Raw genomic sequence first — 22,010 nt, forward strand, 5'->3', positions numbered from 1 at the left:
CGAACGAGGAGGAGATGTTGGAATGGAAAAGAGAGAGCTCGTGATCATCGGAGCTGGGCCCGCTGGTCTAACCTCGGCTATTTATGGTCGTAGGGCTGGACTTGACGTACTTCTTATTGAAAAAGGAGTAGCCGGTGGTCAGATTAATATTACTGCCGAAATTGAAAACTGGCCTGGTGTAGCACATGCTTCCGGTCAGGAATTAGGAGTAATGTTTAGAGAGCATGCAGAGAAATTCAATACTGAATTTCGTGATGCAGATGTTCAGAAAATCGAGGTTCGTGATGGTAGCAAAATAGTCGTCACAGACAAAGGCGAAATCGAAGCAGAGGCGATTATTCTTGCGACAGGAGCTTACTTTAGAAGACTTGGTTGTGAAGGTGAAGCCGAGCACATTGGTGGTGGCGTGAGCTATTGTGCTGTTTGTGACGGAGCCTTTTTTGAAGATCAGGAGATAGCAGTTGTCGGTGGTGGAAACACAGCCGTAGAAGAAGCATGCTATCTTACCAACTTTGCTTCTAAAGTATCTATCATTCACCGTAGAGATGCTTTCAGAGCTGATAGAGCTGCTACGGAAAGAACTCTTTCCAACCCTAAAATCGTTCCTATTTGGAATAGCGTAGTAGAAAAAATCGAAGGCGACGGGATGGTTGAGAACCTTGTATTGAAAAATGTAAAAACGGGCGAAATTTCCAACCTTCCTGTAGCAGGTGTGTTCATTTTTGTCGGACAGGCTCCACATGATGAATGTATCCGTGGCCTTGTAGATGCTAAAAAAGGCGGATGGATCGTCACTAATGAGGATATGGAAACATCCGTGGAAGGCATTTTTGCCGCAGGAGACGTACGCGACAAACATCTTCGTCAGGTTGTAACTGCTGCTGGTGATGGTGCTGTTGCAGCAATGTCTGCATCTGCCTATATTAACGAGCAGGTACATCTTCGTTCTACACTCTTAGATCCAGAGCGAGTTGTGGCTTTCTTCTATTCCAGCATCGTTGAATCTCAGGTTCAGCTTTCTAACGCTGTTGAAGAAATGAGCAAAGAGACGGGGCAGAAGGTTGCCATTATTGATGGTTATCGTAACGCTCGCATGGTTGAAAAGCTTAAATTGGGTGAGATGCCTGTCGTTGTAGAGCTTAAAAAAGGTGAAATTGTTTCTAAGAAGACTATATCTTCTGCATCAGAGCTTTCTGAGTTTCTTAAATAGTAAAATAAAACTTAATTGAGGGAAGGTGGGGTATCCCACCTTTCCTTTTATCTCATAGGGGGGAGCTTGATGATTGTCACGGTTACATTAAATCCCGCTGTCGATGAGGAGTTTGTCGTTCCGGAATTTCGGCCGGGTGGCTGGTTCCGTTCCAGAAATGCCATCCGAACCCCCGGCGGGAAGGGCATTAACGTCTCTATGATGCTGTCTCAATTGGGATATGAGTCAGCCGCTATGGGATTTCTCGCTGGTTTTAATGGAGCTTATATTCGTGACGTTCTGCGCAGAGAGAGAATTACTACAAATTTCGTTCATGTCAAAGGTGAGACACGCACTAATGTCTATATAATAGACGAAACAGGTCATGTTGAGACAGGGCTTTCAGAACCTGGCCCGTATGTTTCTGAAGAGGCTTACGACCGCTTTCTTCGTAACTATCAAAGAATGTTGCAACGTACACGATTACTCGTCTTAGGTGGATCTCTACCTCCTGGAGTGCCTCAGGATATTTATGGGGAATTGATCCGAATGGCAAAAGAGCATAATATCCCTACAATTGTTGACGCTGCGGGGCTACCTCTTCAATCTGCGTTGGAAGCTGGGCCTACAATCGCTAAAATTGACCATCGTTTTATGTCGCGTGTTTCCGGTATATCGTTAACTTCTCTCGATAATATTATTAAGGTCGTTTCAAAGTTGCACGATCAAGGGGTTGAATGGGCTATCACTTCCTATCATGTATACGGTGATGTGTTTTTCACTCCTAAGGGAATCTATCTTGCTCTTGCTGATCGACGTTCAGTCGTTTCTTTATTTGCAACGGCCGATGCTCTTATAACAGGGCTCATTGTCGGTGCGGAAGAAGGAATGGATGTAGAAGATCGAATTCGTTTTGCAATGGCATGTGCATGGGAAGACGCAATGCACGTAGAAAAAGGTTTTTCAAGCCGAGATGCCATTGAAGCTCTTATGCCTCGCGTACAGCTAGAGCGTTTTGATTAAAGGAGGCATCTAATTATGCGAATTGGAGATCTTATGGATAAGGATTTGACCTCAATAACAGAAAATACCACATTGAAAGAGGCCATAGAGATTCTTTCTCAGCATAATTTGACGGGATTACCTGTTGTTGATGAGTTAGGCGCTCTTGTTGGATTTATCAGTGAAAAGGATATTATTCAAGCTTCATTGCCTGGCTACTGCGATTATTTGGTAGGGGCGGCATTTATTCCAGATTTCGATCAATTGTCAGAAAAGCTCAGGAAAAAAGGACAAGAACCAGTAGGGAAGTATATGACGCGTGAAGTTATATATTTTTCTGAAGATGATTCTGACCTTCATGTTGCGCTCTCTTTAATTCAAAAAGGGTTGAAAATGGCTCCTGTTGTAGGTAAAGACGGCGTATTTATCGGAATTGTAAGTAGGGCACATTTGATCGAACATATAATGTGTGAAGAAAAAGAAAATTAAATATAAATATATTCCCCTTGGTAGCCGAGAACTATATGATAGGGGGGATTTGGATCAATGGTTTTAGGGAATAGTCAAAATGATCAGGTAAATAAGTATATAACTACGCAAATACAGACGGCGTCAAAAGAACAGCTTCTTCTCATAACCTATGATATAGGTATTAAAAAATGCAGATTAGCTGAACAATCTCTCTTGAATAAAGATTTAGAGCAAGCAAATGAAAATATTCTCAAAGCCCAAAATGTGGTTCGAGAGCTTATGATTACTCTGAATATGGAGGCAGGAGGGGATGTTGCATCTAGCCTAATGGCTCTTTATGACTATATTTACCGCCAGCTTGTTGAAGCTAATGTTCAAAAGAGTCCAGACCTTGTTGCACAGGCACGGGGTATGCTTGAAGAGTTGCGCACTACTTGGGAAGAAGCCATTGAGAAATTAGCCGAAGAGCGGAGTAAAGCCGTTGGGGTGACTGAAAACGAAATGAGTTCTGGGGTGACAGGTGGGGGTTTTAATGTTGCAGGATAACCTTGAGTCTAAGATCAGGGATCTCTTGTCTTCTGAAATAGCTCTTTATACTGAACTTGAACATTATGTAGACGATGAACTCGAGTGTGTTAACAATAAAGATATGGAAAAATTGCTAGAAGTATTGCAGCAAAAACAAGGCGTTATTTCACGTCAAGAGCTTCTCCAGGAAGAGTGGGGCCAAATAGCGATGAAATTTGGTCTTGTTGAAGGGCGCGATGGCCCTTTATTTTGGTCGGCTGTGGAACAACATGTCGAGTCTCAAGGGTTTTATTCCCTTTCTAAAATAGTAAATGAGATAAAAGAACAGGTTACAGCTCTTTTGACCAAAGAAGAGCATGTGCAGGCGCTGCTTGAACAACATATTTCTGAATTACGAGAACAAATGGCTCAACTTAATAAGGGGAAGACCGCGTTTAAAGGATATATGAAGTCTGGGGGAGTTTTATAAGGACGGTTTGTATGAAAAAAAAATGTAATATTGGAATTTTGATCTCGCTGTTTTTTTTCTGCTTTTGTTTAGTAGCGCAAGCAGAAGACACTGTGCAGCGAGAAATACGTATTGGGAAAAAGGTTTCTGAAGAAGTAGAGCAGCATTGGGAGCGAATTTCAGATCCTGTGCAGATAGCTCATCTTTCCATGATCTGTGAAAAATTAAAACCACAAATGACTCGTTCTCTTCCCTTTGAGATACGTATTATACGAGAGGAAGCTGTAAATGCTTTCAGTTTGCCGGGGGGCATTATCTATATGACGACTGGCATTCTTAATTTCCTCCATAGCGATGCAGAACTTGCTGCTATTATTTCTCATGAAATGATCCACGCTGACCGAGGACATGTTGTAAAACAAATAGCCCGTTCCCAACGGATATCAGTTATTTCCCTAGCACTTATTATTGCTAGTGGGGGACAGGCTGCCCCAATGATTTTAACAAATATGGCACAGATAGCTATTACAAATTCCTATAGTAAAGACTTGGAAAGAGAAGCTGATGTTGAGGGGCTTTTTGCTCTTGAAGAGGCTGGTTATCCACCTGCGGCTATGTTAACGGTTATGGAAGGTCTTGCAGCAGAACAGCTTCGTCATCCTTACGTTGACCCAGGTATTTTTATGGATCACCCCTATGTGGAAGAGCGTGTTGATTATCTAACACGGATTATTAAGGAAAAAGGATGGCCTCTTGAACGAAAAAAAGCTTTACGTTTGTTGGTGATTCGTATAGAGCCAAAAGACGCATCCCTTGTTATGTATGTTGATGATGCTCCGGTTTGGGAAGGACCAAACAGTAGCGATGTAGCAGCTTTATTCTCTTCTGTTAAAGATAAATTAGATAGAGCCTATCAGATGGAATTACCACCTTATGAAATTGAAGTTGTAGAAATAGATCAAGTGCGTGCTTTGCGAGTCGGATCAACTCTTATTGTAAAGGAGCCTTTGCCTGCTGCTGTTGATTCTTTGGCGTCTTTGAGACAAACTTTAGTAGATAGCTTGCTTCAGGCAAAAACGACTCACCCTATAGCAGATTATCTCAATTAATTTAATGAGCGTTCCCTCGTTTCCCAACAATTAAAGATGTTAGAATATCATAAGAAACTTTTTAATGCCCTCAAAGGGGGATTTTGTTGATGACAGTGTCTCTTTATCGTCGATATCGACCTGCTCAATTTAGTCAGGTTATAGCTCAGGAGGCTGCCGTACAGGTTATTACGAAGGCTCTTGAAGATAATAGGGTAAGTCATGCCTATTTGTTTTCAGGACCGCGCGGCTGTGGAAAAACAACGTTAGCCCGTCTTTTAGCCAAAGCTTTAAATTGCGTTGGTGATAAAGATGGTGTTGAACCATGTAATAAGTGTGTTAATTGCACGGCTATAAATAGAGGCGAAAGTTTGGATGTTATTGAAATAGATGGTGCTTCAAATAATAGTGTAGACGAGGTTCGCGAACTTAAGTCTCACGTATCGCTATCACCTTTTGCTTCTTTATACAAAGTGTACATCATAGACGAGGTACATATGCTTTCTATTTCAGCCTTTAACGCTCTACTTAAAACATTGGAGGAGCCTCCTTCCCACGTTATATTTATTTTGGCAACAACGGAACCTCACAAGGTACCAGTAACAATCCGATCTCGTTGTCAACATATACCTTTTAGGAAAATAGACGCTCTGAGTATTGTTACATGTTTAAAAGATATTATTCAGAAAGAAAATAGAGAGGCAGAGGAAGATGCCCTATGGGAAATTGCCAGACAGGCAGATGGAGCAATGCGTGATGCCCAGTCTCTCTTGGAGCAGGTTATGGCTCTGGCTGGAAAACGATTGGAAATAGAGGATGTTAATCGTCTTTTAGGAGGGGGAAGTCGTCCAGAGCTTGAACGATGGGTTGCATCTGTTCGCTCAGCAGATATGTCTGTCTTTACTGAATTACAAAACATGTTTAGACGAGGAGCTTCTCCTCAAAAAGTTGTAGAAGATCTTTTCGTTATTTTTCGAGATCTTTGGATAACGAAATCTTGGGGAAAAGATTCAGTTTCTCTATTGGAAGGTTCTTCTTCCGAGAAGAATTTTTTGCTTCAGGAGTCTCCTTTTTGGAAATCCCATCATCTATTATCGCTCATGGATTTTTGTGCGAAAATACTTCCTCACGTGCGTATGGGGATGAAAACAGACGTTCTCTCTGGCCTTTTTTTGAATAAGTTAATCGAAGATGAAATTTTGACTCAACATAGTGATAATGTAGAAAAAAAGACTTCGAAAAAAAAGCTAGAAGTAGTTGCAGAGCCCAAAGTGATCGAAGTGTTTCAGGAGCCTCAAGAGCCTCAAGAGCCTCAAGAGCCTCAAGAGCCTCAAGAGCCAAGTAAGCCAAAAGAATCTTATGTGCAGAACGTCACCTTGAAAGAAAAATGGGAAGAACTTTTAACATCATTTATTCATGGTGACATCCATATGTATAGTGCCCTACTTTACGCCTCTGTTTCTTTTGAAAATGGACTGCTCACATTGGAATTTCCAGAATACTGTAAGTATTCCTTAGAGCTTCTTTCGGTAGAAAGAAATGCTTTCATTTTGCAACAGAAAATAGAGGAAGTTTTCAATGAAAAGCTAACTCTTCAGTACATATGTAATGATAAAACTTTAGAATATGATTTTTCATCATCGAAAAAAATTTCTGAATCTGAAGAGGCTGTTTTTGAAATTCAAGACGAACCAACGAAGGTTTTGCCTTTTGATGACATCCCCTCAGCGAAGCCGGGAAAATCTGCATCTAAAACAGAAAATGAACAGGAAGAAGATCAAGAGCAAGAACAGGAACAGGAACAAGCAGTTTTTTCAGGTCTTGTTGATGCGGTACTTCGCTGGGGAGGCGGAGAAGTGCTTCTCCATAAGAAAGAAAATGTAGAAGAAATAGATGGGGGAATCACAGAAGAATGACTCGTCCTTTTGTTCATTTACACGTTCACAGTGAATATAGTTTGCTTGATGGCGCTATACGTTGTGGAGAGCTTGCTGAAAAAGTTGCGTCGTGGGGAATGCCAGCGGTGGCTCTCACTGACCATGGGGCAATGTATGGTGCTATAGAATTCTATGATAAATGTTTAACTGCAGGAATTAAACCGATTATAGGTTGCGAAGTGTATGTTGATCCCGATGGGCACACTTCAAGGGAAAAGAAGGGCAAAAATTTTCATTTACTTCTTCTTGCTGAAAACCAGCAGGGCTACCACAATTTAATAAAGCTTGTTTCTATTGCGAATACAGAAGGATTTTATTACAAGCCGAGAATTGACCACGATCTTCTCGCTCGATATAGCGAGGGAATTATTGCGTCATCTGCGTGCCTTGCAGGAGAGATTCCTTCTTTAATCTTGCAAGGGAAAGAGGAAGAAGCATTAGCTCGCGCCCAAATGTATAGAGATATTATGGGTAAGGATAACTTTTTTCTTGAAATAATGTACAACTCAATTCCGGAACAAGCTATTGTTAACAAGGCAATTGTTAAGATGGCAAGAGCAAATGATTTTAATCTCATAGCTACAAATGATGCGCATTACCTGAACGAAGAAGACTACAATTGGCATGAAATCCTGTTGTGTGTACAGACAGGAACAACTATGAACGATCCAGATAGAATGTCTTTTTCATGTAATGATTTTTACCTTCGTTCTCCTGAAGAAATGGATCATTTACTCGGAACAGAATTACCGGATGCTCTTGACAACACGGTAGCTATAGCAGAGCGTTGTTCGATTAAATTTGATTTGGGAACGCGAGATTATAAATTACCACGTTTTGATCTCCCTGAAGGAGAAACTCTTGAAACAAACCTTGAAAAGCAAGCATGGGCAGGTCTTAAACGACGTCTGGGAAGCGAAAATATTCCAGATGATTATGCTAAACGTCTTTCTTACGAGCTTTCGGTCATCAAAAAAATGGGGTTTGCCGGTTATTTCCTCATTGTTTCCAGCATTATTCAGGCGGCAAAGGGGCTTCATATTCCCATTGGGCCAGGTCGAGGCTCTGCTGCAGGCTCTCTTGTTGCCTATAGTCTCCGTATTACGGAATTGGATCCTTTAAAATACAATCTTCTTTTTGAACGTTTTCTTAATCCTGAACGTATAAGTATGCCCGATATTGATACGGACGTTTCCGACAAAGGACGAGAGGAATTATTACAATATATAGCTCAAAAATATGGTGTAGATAGAGTTTCTCAGATCATAACTTTTGACCGAATGAAAAGTAAGGCGGCCATAAGAGATGTAGGTCGTGCGTTGGGGATGCCTTATGGTGATGTCGACGTCGTTGCCAAACTTATTCCAGAGGGTGTTAAGTCGATTCCAGAAGCATTGGAACAGAGTGAAGACCTTAGTAGTCTAGAGACTAAAGACCTAGCGGTCAAACGGCTTTTGGATAGTGCTTCGAAGATAGAAGGAATTGCTCGCCATTGTTCTCAACATGCGGCTGGAGTTGTTATCACACCAATGCCCATAACAGATCTGGTGCCTGTTCGCAGAATCGGAGAAAATCAGATTGTTACACAGTATCCTATGGAACCTGTTGAAAAACTTGGTCTTGTCAAGATGGACTTCCTGGGGCTTAAAACACTTTCAGTACTTGAGGAAGCTCTTTCTAATATTGAAATCAATGGGGAAAAAGCTCCTGACCTTAATAGTATTCCTTTGGATGATGAGGCAACATATACAATGTTGCAGAAAGGGGATACTCTTGGTGTATTCCAGCTTGAATCTACTGGAATGAGGCAATTACTTAGAAAAATTAGACCAGATTGTTTTGAAGACTTAATCGCCATTCTGGCTCTTTATCGTCCCGGGCCGTTAGGAAGTGGAATGGTAGATCAGTATATTGAACGTAAGCATGGGCGTGAACCTGTCGTATACCTCCATCCAGAATTGTCTGAAGTGCTAAAAGAAACCTATGGAGTTATTCTCTATCAGGAGCAGGTTATGCAATGTGCTGCGCGTCTTGCTGGATATTCTCTTGGAGAAGCCGATTTGCTGAGACGAGCTATGGGTAAGAAAAAAGTGGAAGTTATGCAACAACAGCGAAAGAAGTTTGCTGAGGGCTGTGCACAGCATAATGTTCCAGCTCAGAAAGCTGAAGAGATTTTTGATATTATTCAGGAATTTGCAGGGTATGGTTTTAATAAATCACATAGTGCTGCATATGCTCTGATTAGTTATCAGACGGCTTATCTTAAGGCTAATTTCCAGTCGGAATTTATGGCCGCATATTTAACAAGTCAGATAGGTTCAAAAAAAGATGTAATGGCACGATATGTGCGAGAAGTCAGAAATTCTGGTATTGAAGTGCTTCCTCCAGATGTTAATTCTTCCATGGAGTCTTTCACAGCTGTAAAAGATGTTGTACGTTTTGGTTTAGGTGCAGTGTCAAAGGCTGGACATGGTGCTGTGGAAGCCATTATAAAAGCTAGAGAATGCGGGGGGCCCTTCATCTCCCTTTGGAATTTCTTGTGCCGTGTAGATTTAAGGGTTGTAAATAAATCAGTTATCGAAAATCTTATAAAAGCAGGGGCTTTTGATGGCTTAACGACAAATAGATGTCAACTAGTAACAGCGCTTCCTGATTTTATAGCCCTGGCTCAGAAGAAAAGCGAGGAAAAAAACCAATGTTCTCTTTTGTCGCTTCTTGATGGAGATGGGGAAGAGGGGGATCTTGAACCAGAACTTCCTGATATCGATGATTATAATATTTATGAACGTCTTGATTTCGAAAAAGATGTTGTAGGTTTATATATCAGCGGTCATCCCTTTGCTCAACATGAAGATGAAGTTGGTCGTTATTGTACGTGTCGTATTTCAGACCTCAAATATTGGAAGAGTAAAAATATGCCTCCGCAGATTGGAGGTATGGTGCTTTCTGCAAAGGAGAAATACACGAAACGAGGAGACCCAATGGGGATTCTTGAGGTTGAAGATGCAGAGTCAAAAGTGGAGGTTATTTGTTTCCCGAAAACATGGTCATCTGTAAAGGAACAAGTAGAACCTGGGCAAATTTGTGTAGTCAGGGGCACTTTAGATGATAGAGGCTCTGGAAATATTATTGCCAGGGAGATTGTCTCTTTTCAGTCTCTTCAAGAGAGAAATTTTCCGTATGTGAAAATTGTACTTGACGGAACTTTATTACCGCAAGAATGTGTGAAAAACTTTATTCGTTCTCTCAAAGATTTTCCTGGCCGATCTCAGGTGTTATTAGAGATTCGAAACGGGATAGGCAGTGTTACTATTCTTCTGGCAGGCATAAAAGTAGATGGTCCTACTATAAAGATGAAAGGACTATCCTCTGTGATTCCAGAGGAATCTTACGAAATCTGCTGTTGATGTAATGAATAAACGTAATCCATATTTGATAGACGGAAGGGGTCAGAAATAATGAAGAAAGTGAAAATAGTTTGCACGATTGGCCCGGCATGTTCAACTTTTGAGATGCTCTGTTCTATGGCAGAGGAAGGAATGAATGTAGCTCGTTTTAATTTTAGTCATGGTTCTTATGAGGAACATAAGGCTCGTCTTGACCTCGTTCGAGAAGTCGAAAGAAAAATGGGATCTCCTATTGCCACTCTTCTTGATACAAAGGGGCCAGAAATTAGAACTGGAACGTTACAGGAAGGCGCTGTTTTTTTGAAAAAAGGACAAGATTTCGTTTTAACAACACGAGATGTTGTTGGTAATGATAAAGAAGTTTTTGTTAATTATGCTAACTTACCAATAGAAAGCAGCGTGGATCAAGATATTTATATTGACGATGGAACTCTTCACCTCAAAGTTACAGAAATTAGTGAGAATGATGTACATTGCACAGTTATCGTTGGTGGAGAACTAGGAGAGCGAAAAGGAGTCAATATACCGGGAGCTTCCATTTCCCTTCCAGCTCTTTCGGAAAAAGATCGTTCTGATATCTGTTGGGGTTTGAAAAATGACATGGAGTATATCGCCGTTTCTTTTGTCAAAAATCAAAAAGACATCATGGATGTTAGAAAAGTAATCGAAGAAGCTGGCGGAACTATGAAAATTATAGCGAAAATAGAGACACGACAAGCTGTCGATGGTATAGATGAAATTCTAGATGTAGTTGATGGGGTGATGATTGCCCGTGGAGACTTGGGTGTCGAAATTCCCACGGAGGAGGTTCCTCTAGTACAAAAAGAGATTATAGATCTTTGTCGTTCTAAGGGGAAAGCTGTTATAGTTGCGACCCAGATGCTAGACTCTATGATTAGAAATCCCCGTCCTACACGAGCAGAAGCAAGTGACGTTGCAAATGCTGTTCTTGATGGAGCTGATGCCGTAATGCTTTCGGGAGAAACGGCGAAAGGAACGTATCCTCTCAGGTCTGTAGAAACGATGCGCCGCATAGTGGAGAGAGTTGAGAAGGATATAGAGCTTTGGCAACATCCCCTTCATAGAAAGCAGTTAAGTACGGGAGTGCCAGATGCAGTAAGCGGAGCTTCTGTTGAAGTCGCGCGAGAAATGGGTGCTGCTGCAATTATCTCCCTTACTCGAAGTGGCAGTACAGCCCAAATGATTAGCAAGCATCGTCCCCCATGTAAGATTATTGGAGCCACTCCTGTCTTGAGAACATGGCGAGAATTGGCTTTATATTGGGGAGTAGAACCTCTTAGAGTTGAAAATATTTCCAATCAGGAACAGGCCATTGATAATGTCTTTTCATTATGTTTGGAAAACAAGCTTTTGAAGGAAGGGGATATAGTTGTTGTTACGGCAGGTGTCCCTATGGGTATTCCAGGAACAACTAATATGTTGCAAGTTCATACAGTGGGTCGAATTTTAGTCAAAGGCCTTTCTCTTTTGAAAAAAGAAGCTTTTGGTGTAGTGAAAAAGGCGAATACGCCAGAAGAGGCTCTTGAGAAAATGGAAAGAGGCAACATTTTAGTCGTTTCCCAGACAGATAAAGATTTTGTTCCTGCTATGAGAAAAGCTGCAGCTATTATTACAGAACATGGTGGATTGACGTGTCACGCGGCTATAGTTGCTTTAGAATTGGGAATACCATGTGTTGTTAGTGCAAGCAATGCACTTTCAGTTCTTGAAGACGGGATGATGGTTACGGTCGATGGATTCCGTGGTGTTGTCTATGCAGGAAGCGTTCGTCTTAGAGCATGAGGAGCTGACGATGTAGATGGCAATAGATGATTTTTCAGGGAAAAGATGCAATATGCAAACCTCTTTTCCTCCATGGAATTACTTACTTACATTAGATGGGAAACGGCTTAGTGCTGTCCTTGTACCTCTTTTCCGATCAGAAAAGGGGTATAAAGTTCTTTTTTTAGAACGTCCCTACTTTATGAAGCGTCATGGCGGCGAAATGTGTTTCCCAGGAGGAGAACGGGATGATTTTGACAGAGGCCCTCTTGAAACAGCGTTGCGGGAAACAGAGGAAGAGATTGGTTTAGAACGAGAGTATATAGAGCCTATATATCTTATGGAACCCCAAAAAGCAGTGACAAGCGGTTTTGCCGTCTATCCTGTTGTAGGCGTGATTTCAGATGAGACTCTCATGTCGAGACTTAAGCTTTCTCATGAAGAGGTTGCCGGCATAGCATTTATGCAACTGGATTCTATCCCAGTTATTCCTGAAATATATAAGATTGAACATGAAGGAATACAGTTTGAGACCCCGCGCTATGATCTTCCTGATGGAAGGATAATATGGGGTGTCACTGCCTTCATATTGTATCGATTTATAACTATGTTACGTAAGGGAGAAATTAATTTATGCCTTTAATCGGCGCTCACGTTTCCATTGCAGGTGGTCTTGAACGAGCAATAGAACGTGGCGAGGATCTTGAATGTGAAGCTATACAGATGTTTACCAAAAATCAGTTACAATGGCATAGTACTCCTATCTCTATGTCTCGGGCAGAACGTTTTTTACATGCATGGCGGCGGAGTGGTATACAACAAGTTGTTGTTCATGCTTCATATCTTATCAACCTTGCATCACCAGATGAAACTCGAGAAAAAAGTATAGTTGCTCTTACTGAAGAGGTAGAACGTTGCGATATGCTTGGTATTGATGAAATTGTTGTTCATCCAGGATCATCTCGGGGGCGACCTCGTGATGAAGGAATAGGAAAGCTTGTTAACAGTTTAGGGCAGGTGTTACAACGCACATCTGTGACAAGAGTTCGGATTCTTATTGAAACTATGGCAGGGCAAGGAAGTATATTAGGAAGTTCTCTCGACGAATTGAAGTCTGTGCTTGATCATTTTCCTCAAAATGAACGTTTAGGATTGTGTCTCGATACGTGTCATCTCTTTGCTGCAGGATACGAATTGCGAACTTTTGAAGCTTATGAGCGTTTTGTCTCGTCTCTTATGGGTAAAATAGGACTTGAACGAGTTGGATGTTGGCATTTAAATGACAGTGCTCATGCTCGTAATAGTCATCTTGACAGACATCAACATATTGGAGAAGGAGAGTTAGGGGTTTTGCCCTTTTCTTTCATAGTCAATGACAGTAGATGGAACGGGATACCGGCATTACTGGAAACACCACAAAATGGACTGGGAAATAAAGGAAATCTTACTGTACTTCGTAAATTAAGAGGAGGGTAAGAGAGTATGAGTCTTTGGCCTCGTCTCATAGTTCAACGTGAGAAAATTGCCTACAATGCTGCCCACGTTGTTTCATTGTGTCGTCAATGGAATATAGGCGTTTACGGTGTAGCAAAAGGAGCCTGTGCCAATGAAGATATTGTCCGTATTATGGTTGAGAATGGGTGTGAAGGAATAGCTGATAGTCGTATAGAAAATTTATATCGACTACGTAAAGAAATGTGCCTTCCTGTTCCCATAATGATGCTGCGGCCTCCTATGATGAGTGAAATTCCTGAAGTTGTGGAACTTTGTGACTCATCTGTTGTTTCGATGATTGAGACAATACAAGCAATTGATGCAGAGTGCAGCTTACAAAAGAAAAGGCATAACGTGTTACTCATGATCGATTTGGGTGATTTACGAGAGGGCATATGGCCAGACGAATTAGAACAGATAGCCTCTGTCCTGAAGAAGTGTCGCTTCATAGATTGTCTAGGCGTCGGTGTGAATTTTGGATGTTTTGGAGGAGTGCTTCCTTCTCGAAAAAAATTGGAAACATTAGGTTCCCTTAAAAAAAAGTTAGAAGAATACTTGGAGTGTAGTGTCCCCTTGTGTTCAGGAGGTGCCACATCATCTTTGTCTCTTCTTGACGATGGTACTATGCCTTCTTGCATCAATTCGTTGAGAATAGGAGAGGCTATTTTGCTTGGAACGGACTCGTCAGGAGGCAAAACGTTCCCATATTTACTACGGAACACTATATTTTTAGAAGCAGAAGTGATAGAAGTAAAGAGAAAACCTAGCGTTCCTTTAGGAACAATTGCTGCAGATGCTTTTGGCGACATCCCCGTTTTTGTTGATAAAGGAGTTCGATTGCGTGCTCTCGCAGCCATTGGCAAGCAAGATGCAAGAATAGATGCTCTTTTGCCTTGTGATAAAGGAATTGAAATTTTAGGTGCGTCAAGTGATCATATGGTTCTTGATGTGGAAGAGTGTGACAGAAAACTATGTGTAGGAGATAAAATACGATTTTCAGTAAAATATGGGGCTTTACTTGCGTTAACAACATCTCCGTATGTTTCTATCCATGTTACTGAATAGCATGGGAGGGTCAATATGCTAGATTTATTTCGATGGCATGACATTCTTGATATTGTCATCATAGCTGTTATTATCCATCGTTTATTACTTTTGCTTGTCGGAACGCGTGCAATGCAACTTGTGAAAGGGTTGCTGATTCTTGGTGTTGTTGCATCTCTGGCCAGGTTTTTTGAGCTTCGAACGTTGTCATGGTTCTTAGGGAAAGTCCTTGGAGTTTTGATCATTGCTATTCCTATCGTTTTTCAACCAGAACTCAGACGTATGCTTGAGGAACTTGGACGTGGCAATATTTGGAGAAGGAAACGTGCCCAAAAAAAAGCGGAAGCACTCAGTCAGGAGATTACAAGGGCTTTGGGATATTTGAAAGGCCAGAAAATTGGAGCCCTTATGGTGTTACAAAGAGAGACTGGCTTGAGAGATTTTTGGAGTACTGCAGTTAAGTTGAATGCAGAAATATCGCAGGAGCTCATTATCGCTATTTTTTGGCCTGACAATCCCCTTCATGATGGAGCTGTCATTATTGATAGAGATATGATTATTTCTGCCGGAACGTATCTGCCTTTGACGGAAAATACAGATCTTTCAAGATGGATTGGTACTCGTCATCGAGCAGCTCTTGGTGTAACTGAGGTTTCTGATGCTATTGCGCTCATTGTTTCAGAGGAACGAGGAGAAATTTCCTTAGCTATTAATGGGCATTTATCTAGAAATTTAAAGGAAAATCAAGTATATAAGCTTCTCTTGCACTATTTTGGGGCTGAAGAAAAAGAGAAACGCTCATTTCTTGATAGAATACACGAAGATATACGGTCGCTGTGGCAATAGAGCCTTCAAGAAGGGAGTTACATTACAATGACACCTGGAAATAGAAAAATAGATGTACTTTTGTCTTCTCCTCACTTTTTGAGGATAATATCTATCGTCATTGCAGTCCTTCTCTGGTTTTATGTCTCGGGAGACAGGGCTAATGAGATTGTAAAAACCTTCAGATGTCAGGTCGATTTTTTAAATGTTCCTTCGCAAACTATATTAAAACCAGAGACAAAGACGGTAGAGGTTAGTGTTTCTGGAAGCCGAAGGGTTTTAGATAGTCTACAACAGGGTAGTATCTTGTGTGAAGTCGATACTAAGGGGCTTTCTCTGGGTAAATATAGATTGGCAGTGCGCGCTATTGTACCTAAAGATGTTAAAGTCGTAGGTATAAATCCATCACAAATTGCTTTAGAAATGATACGATATGTAGATCGTCTTGTTCCTGTAGAAGTAGTGGTAAAAGAGGGGTTACCCTCAGGGATTTATCTTGAGTCTGTGCATATTATGCCTAAAGATGTCACTGTCAAAGGAATTGAAAAAGACCTTGCACGTATAGAAAGTGTACGAATATCTCCAACTCTCGAACAGTTAAAAAGTGGTGAGGAAATAACGCTTCCCGTAGAAATCGTGAAATCTCAACCTTTTGAGGATGAAGTAACGATTGATCCGGGCCAAGTCAAAGTTACCGCTGTGTTAGCTCAAGGGTTACCTAAAAAGAAAGTTCCAGTGAATGTACAGGTTATTGGAGAGCCTGATTCTGATTATTCTGTGAAAGCTATAGTCGTGGAGCCGTCTGAAGTTGAAGTAGAAGGACCATATCCACGATTAGGCAAAGTGACTCGTCTTGAGACCGAAACCATCGATATTACAGGTCTTGCTCAAGAGCAGAGTATGATCGTTCCTTTAAAACCATTAGACGATTCATTGTTGAAATACACGGGAGCTTCATCTGTAAGAGTTAATATTCTTTTAAAACCATACACCGTGTCGAAACTTCTTACAAATGTAGGGGTGGAAGTTGAAGGTAATAGCATATATCCAGGTTGGAGCGTCGAACCAAACACTGTTAATATCACTATAGAAGGAATTCCATCGGAAATAGAAAAAATAAGTGAAACCGATTTTCCTATACAACCGTATGTTAACGTAACAAACATAGTTTCGAGAAAGCTTATGGTTCCTGTGCAAATACGAAATACATCGTCAAGTATACGAGTTGTCAAGGTGGACCCTTCACGAGTTACTGTGCGTGCGGAAGTGGAGTAAAAAGGAGCGGGGGAAGGTGAAGGTTTTGGAGGAAAGCGAAAAAAAAGTACGTTGTCTTTTCGGCACTGATGGCGTAAGAGATGTGGCAAATCGAGGAGCTATGACTCCTGAAATGGCGTTGCGTCTTGGGCGGTCGTATGTGCTGTACCTGACAGAAAGAGGAATCCCTCGTCCAAGAATTCTTATCGGAAGAGACACTCGTCGTTCAGGTAAAATGTTAGAAAATGCTTTAGTGGCAGGGATGCTTTCAGCCGGTGCAAAAGTTTTAACTTTGGGGGTTATTCCTACGCCGGGGGTCAGTTTCGCGATAAAGCATATTCAGGCTCAGGGTGGAGTGGTTATTAGCGCTTCTCATAATCCTGCAGAATATAATGGCATCAAATTTCTGAATCATGAAGGGCATAAACTGAATGATGATGCAGAGGCATCTATAGAAGAATACTTGGGAGATAATCTTATTGATGATTGGCGTCCTACCGGGGCATCCATTGGTGAAGTTACTGAAAGAGAAGATATAGTTCAGGCCTATGCGCAGTGGCTAGCAACTCTTATTTCAGAATCGAAGGTACTTGATCGTTCCATATCTTTCGATTGTGCTCACGGTGCAGCCGTTCCTATTATTCATGCTATCAATAAAGTAGTAGATCATTCTCATTGGTTTATATCTGGAGATGCTCCTGACGGCCTTAATATTAACGAAGGCGTAGGAGTTATGAATATGGCTCATCTCGCTTCTCAGGTAAAAAGTAACGGAACAGAAGTTGGCATTGCCTATGATGGAGATGCAGATAGAGTTCTTTTGACAGATTCGCGAGGACGCGTTCTTGATGGCGATATTATTCTTTGGGTTCTTGCCCGCTGGCTTACGAAAAGAGAAAAACTCGGAAACGGTCTTGTTGCAACAGTAATGAGTAATCTTGCCTTGGAGGAACACCTGCGAAGGGAAAATATTGACGTATTTAGATGCCCTGTTGGCGACCGTTATGTTTTAGAGATGATGAAATTCCGTGGAGCTTCTTTGGGTGGAGAGCAATCGGGACATATTATTATTAAGGAATTTACATCTACAGGCGATGGTATCTGTACAGGATTCACCTTCCTGAGGGCTTGTTCCGATTTAGGAGAAGATATTAATACTCTTGTTGATCGTTTTGATCGTTACCCTCAGCTTTTAAGAAATGTTGAAATTTGTAAAGGTAAAGATGTTGATCCGGCTTTTATTACCGATATCTCTCAAGAGGCGAATAGAAAACTGATGGGCCAGGGGAGAGTTCTTATTCGTGCATCTGGAACAGAACCCCTTATGAGGGTTCTTGTAGAGGCAAAAGATCATAAGTTGATGGAAGATATTTCAAAGGATCTGGTCGGTCAGATACAGATGAAGTGTTGTTAGTTATTTGTATGTGATGCCGAAAGGATGTCGAAAATTATGTCAAAAAAGATAATAACAAAGTGCCTATTCCCTGCAGCGGGGCTAGGCACTCGTTTTCTACCTGCAACCAAAGATATTCCTAAAGAGATGCTTCCTCTCGTGGATAGACCGATTATCTCCTACGGAGTAGAGGAAGCCATAGCGGCAGGTTGTACCGATATGGTCATTGTTACAAGCCGATCAAAACGTTGCATTGAAGATTATTTTGATCGGACATGGGAATTAGAGAAAATTCTCGCAGAACGTGGAAAAAAGGAATATCTTGAACTTGTGCAAAAAATTCCTCAAGTGGCGCGTTTTGCCTATACACGACAAGCGGAGCCTTTAGGGCTGGGTCATGCTGTCCTTTGTGGAGAGGCTTTTTGTGAGGGCCAATATTTTGGTGTTATTCTACCTGACGATGTAATGATTGCTCGTCCTTCTGTTCTTGCGCAACTTATTTCTGTTCAAGAGCAATTAGGAGGAAGTGTTATTGCTCTCGAAGAAGTGCCGGAAGAAGAAACTTCTCGTTATGGGATTGTTGAAGCTGATATGGTTCAGGAAGGTATCTTCAGAATAGAAAATTTAGTTGAAAAACCGGCAAAAGGAACAGCACCGAGTAATTTAGCGGTAATGGGGCGCTACGTTCTTTCACCAAGAATTTTTGCTATTTTGAAAGATGTTCAGCCAGGTGCTGGCGGAGAGATACAGTTGACGGACGCTTTGAAACAATTGTTAAGAGAGGAGCCATTGTGGGGAGTTGTTTATAAGGGGCAACGCCTCGATTGTGGAACTCAAAAGGGTTGGCTGCATGCAAATATTGAATTGGCTCTGAAAGATTCTTCTTTACGTGATATAGTACTGCAAACTGTGAGTGCCTTTAGGGAGGATGATAAATGAAGAACAGCTAATATCGCTTCTATAAAAACTTATAGCGGAAAGAGTGTAAGCGCCTGAACTGACGAATGTCAGTTGACGAGGTCGGGGGAATATCGAAATTTTCGGCGGATACCCCCGGGGTTTTGAAAATCAAACCCTGAATTTGCTCTACAAAACCAGAAAGCAATTTCTGAGACAAAAAGAGCAATAGATTTTCGTGTGCCTTAGTGAAAGGCGGTGTAATATTCTCGTGTGCGGAATTGTTGGCTATGTAGGATGGCGAAATGCTACTGATGTTTTGCTAGATGGAATGAAGCGCCTCGAATACCGCGGTTACGATTCTGCAGGTATAGCCGTAAATGATGGCGATGATATTCGTGTTATTAAAGAAGTTGGGAAAGTCCAGCAACTAGAAAAATTAATGTCTTCTCAAAATGTGCTGGGACATTTAGGTATTGGGCATACCAGATGGGCCACTCATGGAGGAGTAACAGTGGTTAACGCTCACCCTCATTGGGATGGTGATAAACAGATTGTTCTTGTTCATAATGGGATAATTGAAAATTATAGAGAAATTAGAGACGAACTCTTACATCAGGGAATAGAATTTACGACAGAAACAGATACGGAAGTAGTGGCCAAGCTTCTTTCTCAATTATACGGAGTGAAGAAGGATATTATCCCTTCTCTTGTTTCTCTTTATAAAAGGCTTCGAGGTTCCTTTGCCCTTGCCATTCTTGTGAAGAATCAGCCAGATTCAATTTACTGTGTAAGAAAAGGATCTCCTCTTGTTGTAGGCCAGGGAGAAAAAGAGTCTTTTTGTGCCTCTGACGTTCCGGCTTTGCTCCCTTACACCCAAAGTGTTTTCTATATGAACGACGGTGATATTGCATTCCTATCTCCTCAAGGGATTAAATTTTGGGACGAGTCGGGGCAATCCCTTACTAAAAAAGCTCAGACGATTGACTGGGATATATCCATGGTCGATAAAGGCGGATATTCTCACTTCATGATGAAGGAAATTAACGAGCAAGGTGCAGTGCTACGAAATACTCTGAAAGACAGAATATCTGAAAATTCAGTAGATCTATCTAAAGAGCTTGCTTGGACGAAAGATACACTTGCTCATATTAAAAGGATTCATATTGTAGCTTGTGGCACTTCTTACTACGCAGCCTTAGTCGCAGAGCGATTAATGGAAGAACTTTTGCCTGTTGACATTCGTGTTGATGTTGCATCTGAGTATCGTTATAGGCCCATGCCTTTAGGTGAGGACACATTATCAATTTTTGTTTCTCAGTCTGGAGAAACGGCTGATACTCTTGCTGCAGAGCGATTGGCTAGGGGAAAAGGGGCAATGTGCGTTGCCATTACAAATGGGCAGGGATCAACACTCGCTCGAGAAGTGGATCACGTTCTTCTTCTGAAAGCAGGCCCGGAAATAGGTGTGGCTGCGACAAAAACCTTTACAGGACAGCTGGGAGTTCTTTATCTTTTAGGCCTTTATATCGCCAAATTATGGGGAACTCTTTCATCTAGTGAAGAAGAGAGAATAATCAAGGGACTTCTAAATTTACCTTATCAGCTGGAAGAAATTCTTGAGCGGCAGGAATCATTACATCACATTGCGGAGAAATACGCCTCTTTACGAGATTTCTTGTACCTTGGACGAGGGCGTTCTTTCCCAATTGCATTGGAAGGGGCACTCAAACTAAAGGAAATATCTTATGTCCATGCAGAGGCTTATGCAGCTGGGGAAATGAAGCACGGTCCTATTGCTTTACTGGAAAGTGAGGTCCCCGTTGTTGTTATAGCACCGCAAGATGGTCTATATGAAAAACTATACTCAAACATTTTAGAGGCAAAAGCTCGAAAATCTCCAATATTTGCTATAGCCACTCGTGGAGATAGAGATATAGAAGATGTTTCGGAAGATGTTTTTTATGTTCCCCCAACAGAGGCAGAACTCTATCCGTTTTTAGCGGTTCTTCCATTGCAAATTTTTGCCTACTATGTTGCACGAATCAGAGGGTGCGATATCGATCAACCGCGAAATTTAGCTAAAAGCGTTACAGTAGAGTAAATAAAGGGCTTGCAGGTTTAAAGCTTATAAACCTCGCAAGCCTTTTTTCTTTCTATCTATTGGGTTCTGCGGTGAAAGGATAATATAAACGAATATGAGTAACATTGAACAAAGCCTTGTCATCTTTGCCTGAATGTTTAGGTAAAGCCTGCCACGATCCCCCGTCTATTCGGCATAAAACGAGAGGTCTTCGTCCATACGTAGACCATATATCCCATAAGTGATCTGAGAGTTGTCCTCCTGGTACAAGACCATCAGAGAATAGAGGTGTTGAGCCTATAAGTCGATGACCATTTTCAGTTCCTATAATCATCCATTGTGTTAATGTCCATGCAGAAGCCATTTCTTTAGATCCGGCATGAAAAAGTGGCAGTATTTGAAATCCCCCTATTTCTCCCACTGGAGATGTGCTTATATCGATAACTCCAGTGTGATTGGCACGTATTCGACTATCTGTTTGAAAAAGAGTGCCACCAAAACGCCCGACTCCATAAACAGGTCGAATAACTCTAGCAATAACGTTAACTCCCCGAGAATTCCATGCTATAACACGGCCACCAGGTCTGTTTTCGATATCTATTAGGAAGGGATGTTCTTTTTCTTCTACAGGCATAAAAAGAACATCACCTTCTTCTGGAAAGTTCTCAGAAGAGAGGCGACTTTGTGAACTACCTTTTTTAATAATATAAACAGGTGTGCCTACAGGAGGTGCCCATCCCCCAAAAAGTCCAGTTCCTGCATCTTTTTGAATAGAAAAGTATGTCTTTTTTCCAGCGGCTGGGGCGATAGTCTTTTCTGGTAAAATACTGATAGTACGACCTTTACCTTTTTCTACAGAACAAAGTAAATGTACGGCATTAACTGCGGATGCGCAAACTGAACCTGCTTGTCCCCATTGGCTTGCAGTATAACTAGGCCAACGGCTTGTTTGAGGTAAAGATAAAATTGTGCCGAGATCGTAGCGAGATCCATCAGGAAGCAATGCATAGGCAGAAGCTCCAATTTCGCATGGAATATAAATGCTGTATATGGAAGATGCTTGTGCTGTAAAAGGAAACATAATCCCTAATAAAAGAATTATAATTAAATTTTGAATTCTATGGGAAGATTGCATCTGTATCCCTTCTTTCTTGATCGTTATAGGTTC

The 22,010-nt window shown here is 41.4% G+C and carries 18 protein-coding genes; 17 read left to right on the top strand and 1 reads right to left on the bottom strand.

Annotated features, from left to right (window positions below):
• The first annotated feature begins 22 nt into the window (after nt 1-22).
• The 17 genes from trxB (at nt 23) to glmS (ending at nt 20,863) form a co-directional block, all read left to right on the top strand.
• Nucleotides 23-1,210, top strand: coding sequence for a thioredoxin-disulfide reductase (trxB, locus tag ACZ5GY_RS03455; RefSeq protein WP_213692182.1), 1,188 nt, complete (start codon nt 23-25; stop codon nt 1,208-1,210).
• A 69-nt stretch (nt 1,211-1,279) separates the two neighbouring features.
• On the top strand, nt 1,280-2,212 hold the full coding sequence (locus tag ACZ5GY_RS03460; RefSeq protein WP_213692183.1) for a 1-phosphofructokinase family hexose kinase: 933 nt from the start codon (nt 1,280-1,282) through the stop codon (nt 2,210-2,212).
• A 15-nt stretch (nt 2,213-2,227) separates the two neighbouring features.
• Entirely contained in the window at nt 2,228-2,680 is a 453-nt protein-coding gene (locus ACZ5GY_RS03465; protein ID WP_213695653.1) for a CBS domain-containing protein, read from the top strand.
• Between the two features lie 57 nt (nt 2,681-2,737).
• Nucleotides 2,738-3,208, top strand: coding sequence for a flagellar export chaperone FliS (fliS, locus tag ACZ5GY_RS03470; RefSeq protein ID WP_213695652.1), 471 nt, complete (start codon nt 2,738-2,740; stop codon nt 3,206-3,208).
• Nucleotides 3,195-3,659: a flagellar export chaperone FlgN gene (gene flgN / locus ACZ5GY_RS03475; RefSeq protein WP_213690668.1), complete on the top strand. Its 465-nt coding sequence runs from the start codon at nt 3,195-3,197 to the stop codon at nt 3,657-3,659. Before fliS ends, flgN begins: the two co-directional genes overlap by 14 nt.
• An 11-nt stretch (nt 3,660-3,670) precedes the next feature.
• On the top strand, nt 3,671-4,747 hold the full coding sequence (locus ACZ5GY_RS03480; RefSeq protein ID WP_213690669.1) for a M48 family metalloprotease: 1,077 nt from the start codon (nt 3,671-3,673) through the stop codon (nt 4,745-4,747).
• 89 nt (nt 4,748-4,836) lie between these two features.
• Complete coding sequence (dnaX, locus tag ACZ5GY_RS03485; protein WP_464111998.1) at nt 4,837-6,642, top strand: DNA polymerase III subunit gamma/tau; 1,806 nt, start codon at nt 4,837-4,839, stop codon at nt 6,640-6,642.
• A complete protein-coding gene (gene dnaE, locus ACZ5GY_RS03490) occupies nt 6,639-10,070 on the top strand; it encodes a DNA polymerase III subunit alpha (protein ID WP_213690671.1) in 3,432 nt (1,143 codons plus the stop codon). The genes dnaX and dnaE overlap by 4 nt, the downstream gene beginning before the upstream one ends.
• A 51-nt stretch (nt 10,071-10,121) precedes the next feature.
• Nucleotides 10,122-11,873 carry a pyruvate kinase gene (pyk, locus tag ACZ5GY_RS03495; protein ID WP_213690672.1) on the top strand — a complete coding sequence of 584 codons (1,752 nt, stop codon included), beginning with the start codon at nt 10,122-10,124 and terminating at the stop codon, nt 11,871-11,873.
• Between the two features lie 16 nt (nt 11,874-11,889).
• A complete protein-coding gene (locus tag ACZ5GY_RS03500) occupies nt 11,890-12,495 on the top strand; it encodes an NUDIX hydrolase (protein WP_213690673.1) in 606 nt (201 codons plus the stop codon).
• On the top strand, nt 12,486-13,328 hold the full coding sequence (locus ACZ5GY_RS03505) for a deoxyribonuclease IV (protein WP_213690674.1): 843 nt from the start codon (nt 12,486-12,488) through the stop codon (nt 13,326-13,328). The genes ACZ5GY_RS03500 and ACZ5GY_RS03505 overlap by 10 nt, the downstream gene beginning before the upstream one ends.
• Nucleotides 13,329-13,334: 6 nt before the next feature.
• On the top strand, nt 13,335-14,411 hold the full coding sequence (locus ACZ5GY_RS03510) for an alanine racemase (protein WP_213690675.1): 1,077 nt from the start codon (nt 13,335-13,337) through the stop codon (nt 14,409-14,411).
• A gap of 15 nt (nt 14,412-14,426) precedes the next feature.
• Nucleotides 14,427-15,236, top strand: coding sequence for a diadenylate cyclase CdaA (gene cdaA / locus ACZ5GY_RS03515; protein WP_213690676.1), 810 nt, complete (start codon nt 14,427-14,429; stop codon nt 15,234-15,236).
• Between the two features lie 27 nt (nt 15,237-15,263).
• Nucleotides 15,264-16,490 carry a CdaR family protein gene (locus tag ACZ5GY_RS03520; protein ID WP_213690677.1) on the top strand — a complete coding sequence of 409 codons (1,227 nt, stop codon included), beginning with the start codon at nt 15,264-15,266 and terminating at the stop codon, nt 16,488-16,490.
• 16 nt (nt 16,491-16,506) lie between these two features.
• A complete protein-coding gene (gene glmM / locus ACZ5GY_RS03525; RefSeq protein ID WP_213690678.1) occupies nt 16,507-17,883 on the top strand; it encodes a phosphoglucosamine mutase in 1,377 nt (458 codons plus the stop codon).
• A gap of 36 nt (nt 17,884-17,919) precedes the next feature.
• On the top strand, nt 17,920-18,801 hold the full coding sequence (gene galU, locus ACZ5GY_RS03530) for a UTP--glucose-1-phosphate uridylyltransferase GalU (RefSeq protein ID WP_213690679.1): 882 nt from the start codon (nt 17,920-17,922) through the stop codon (nt 18,799-18,801).
• A 229-nt stretch (nt 18,802-19,030) separates the two neighbouring features.
• The gene (gene glmS, locus ACZ5GY_RS03535; RefSeq protein WP_213695645.1) at nt 19,031-20,863 is read left to right on the top strand and encodes a glutamine--fructose-6-phosphate transaminase (isomerizing); all 1,833 of its coding nucleotides are present in this window, start codon (nt 19,031-19,033) and stop codon (nt 20,861-20,863) included.
• 52 nt (nt 20,864-20,915) lie between these two features.
• Here glmS and ACZ5GY_RS03540 read toward each other — a convergent pair whose 3' ends face one another.
• Nucleotides 20,916-21,977: a hypothetical protein gene (locus tag ACZ5GY_RS03540; protein ID WP_213690681.1), complete on the bottom strand. Its 1,062-nt coding sequence runs from the start codon at nt 21,975-21,977 to the stop codon at nt 20,916-20,918.
• Nucleotides 21,978-22,010 lie beyond the last annotated feature (33 nt).

It is taken from the genome of Aminobacterium thunnarium (assembly GCF_055390565.1).

What these genes read in the sequence shown, in the direction of transcription:
- ACZ5GY_RS03500 (WP_213690673.1), top strand. Translation starts at nt 11,890, where the DNA reads ATGGCAATAGATGATTTTTCAGGGAAAAGATGCAATATGCAAACCTCT.
- ACZ5GY_RS03465 (WP_213695653.1), top strand. Translation starts at nt 2,228, where the DNA reads ATGCGAATTGGAGATCTTATGGATAAGGATTTGACCTCAATAACAGAA.
- dnaE (WP_213690671.1), top strand. Translation starts at nt 6,639, where the DNA reads ATGACTCGTCCTTTTGTTCATTTACACGTTCACAGTGAATATAGTTTG.
- trxB (WP_213692182.1), top strand. Translation starts at nt 23, where the DNA reads ATGGAAAAGAGAGAGCTCGTGATCATCGGAGCTGGGCCCGCTGGTCTA.
- cdaA (WP_213690676.1), top strand. Translation starts at nt 14,427, where the DNA reads ATGCTAGATTTATTTCGATGGCATGACATTCTTGATATTGTCATCATA.
- ACZ5GY_RS03505 (WP_213690674.1), top strand. Translation starts at nt 12,486, where the DNA reads ATGCCTTTAATCGGCGCTCACGTTTCCATTGCAGGTGGTCTTGAACGA.
- ACZ5GY_RS03510 (WP_213690675.1), top strand. Translation starts at nt 13,335, where the DNA reads ATGAGTCTTTGGCCTCGTCTCATAGTTCAACGTGAGAAAATTGCCTAC.
- dnaX (WP_464111998.1), top strand. Translation starts at nt 4,837, where the DNA reads ATGACAGTGTCTCTTTATCGTCGATATCGACCTGCTCAATTTAGTCAG.
- fliS (WP_213695652.1), top strand. Translation starts at nt 2,738, where the DNA reads ATGGTTTTAGGGAATAGTCAAAATGATCAGGTAAATAAGTATATAACT.
- ACZ5GY_RS03480 (WP_213690669.1), top strand. Translation starts at nt 3,671, where the DNA reads ATGAAAAAAAAATGTAATATTGGAATTTTGATCTCGCTGTTTTTTTTC.
- ACZ5GY_RS03520 (WP_213690677.1), top strand. Translation starts at nt 15,264, where the DNA reads ATGACACCTGGAAATAGAAAAATAGATGTACTTTTGTCTTCTCCTCAC.
- galU (WP_213690679.1), top strand. Translation starts at nt 17,920, where the DNA reads ATGTCAAAAAAGATAATAACAAAGTGCCTATTCCCTGCAGCGGGGCTA.
- flgN (WP_213690668.1), top strand. Translation starts at nt 3,195, where the DNA reads ATGTTGCAGGATAACCTTGAGTCTAAGATCAGGGATCTCTTGTCTTCT.
- pyk (WP_213690672.1), top strand. Translation starts at nt 10,122, where the DNA reads ATGAAGAAAGTGAAAATAGTTTGCACGATTGGCCCGGCATGTTCAACT.
- ACZ5GY_RS03540 (WP_213690681.1), bottom strand. Translation starts at nt 21,977, where the DNA reads ATGCAATCTTCCCATAGAATTCAAAATTTAATTATAATTCTTTTATTA.
- ACZ5GY_RS03460 (WP_213692183.1), top strand. Translation starts at nt 1,280, where the DNA reads ATGATTGTCACGGTTACATTAAATCCCGCTGTCGATGAGGAGTTTGTC.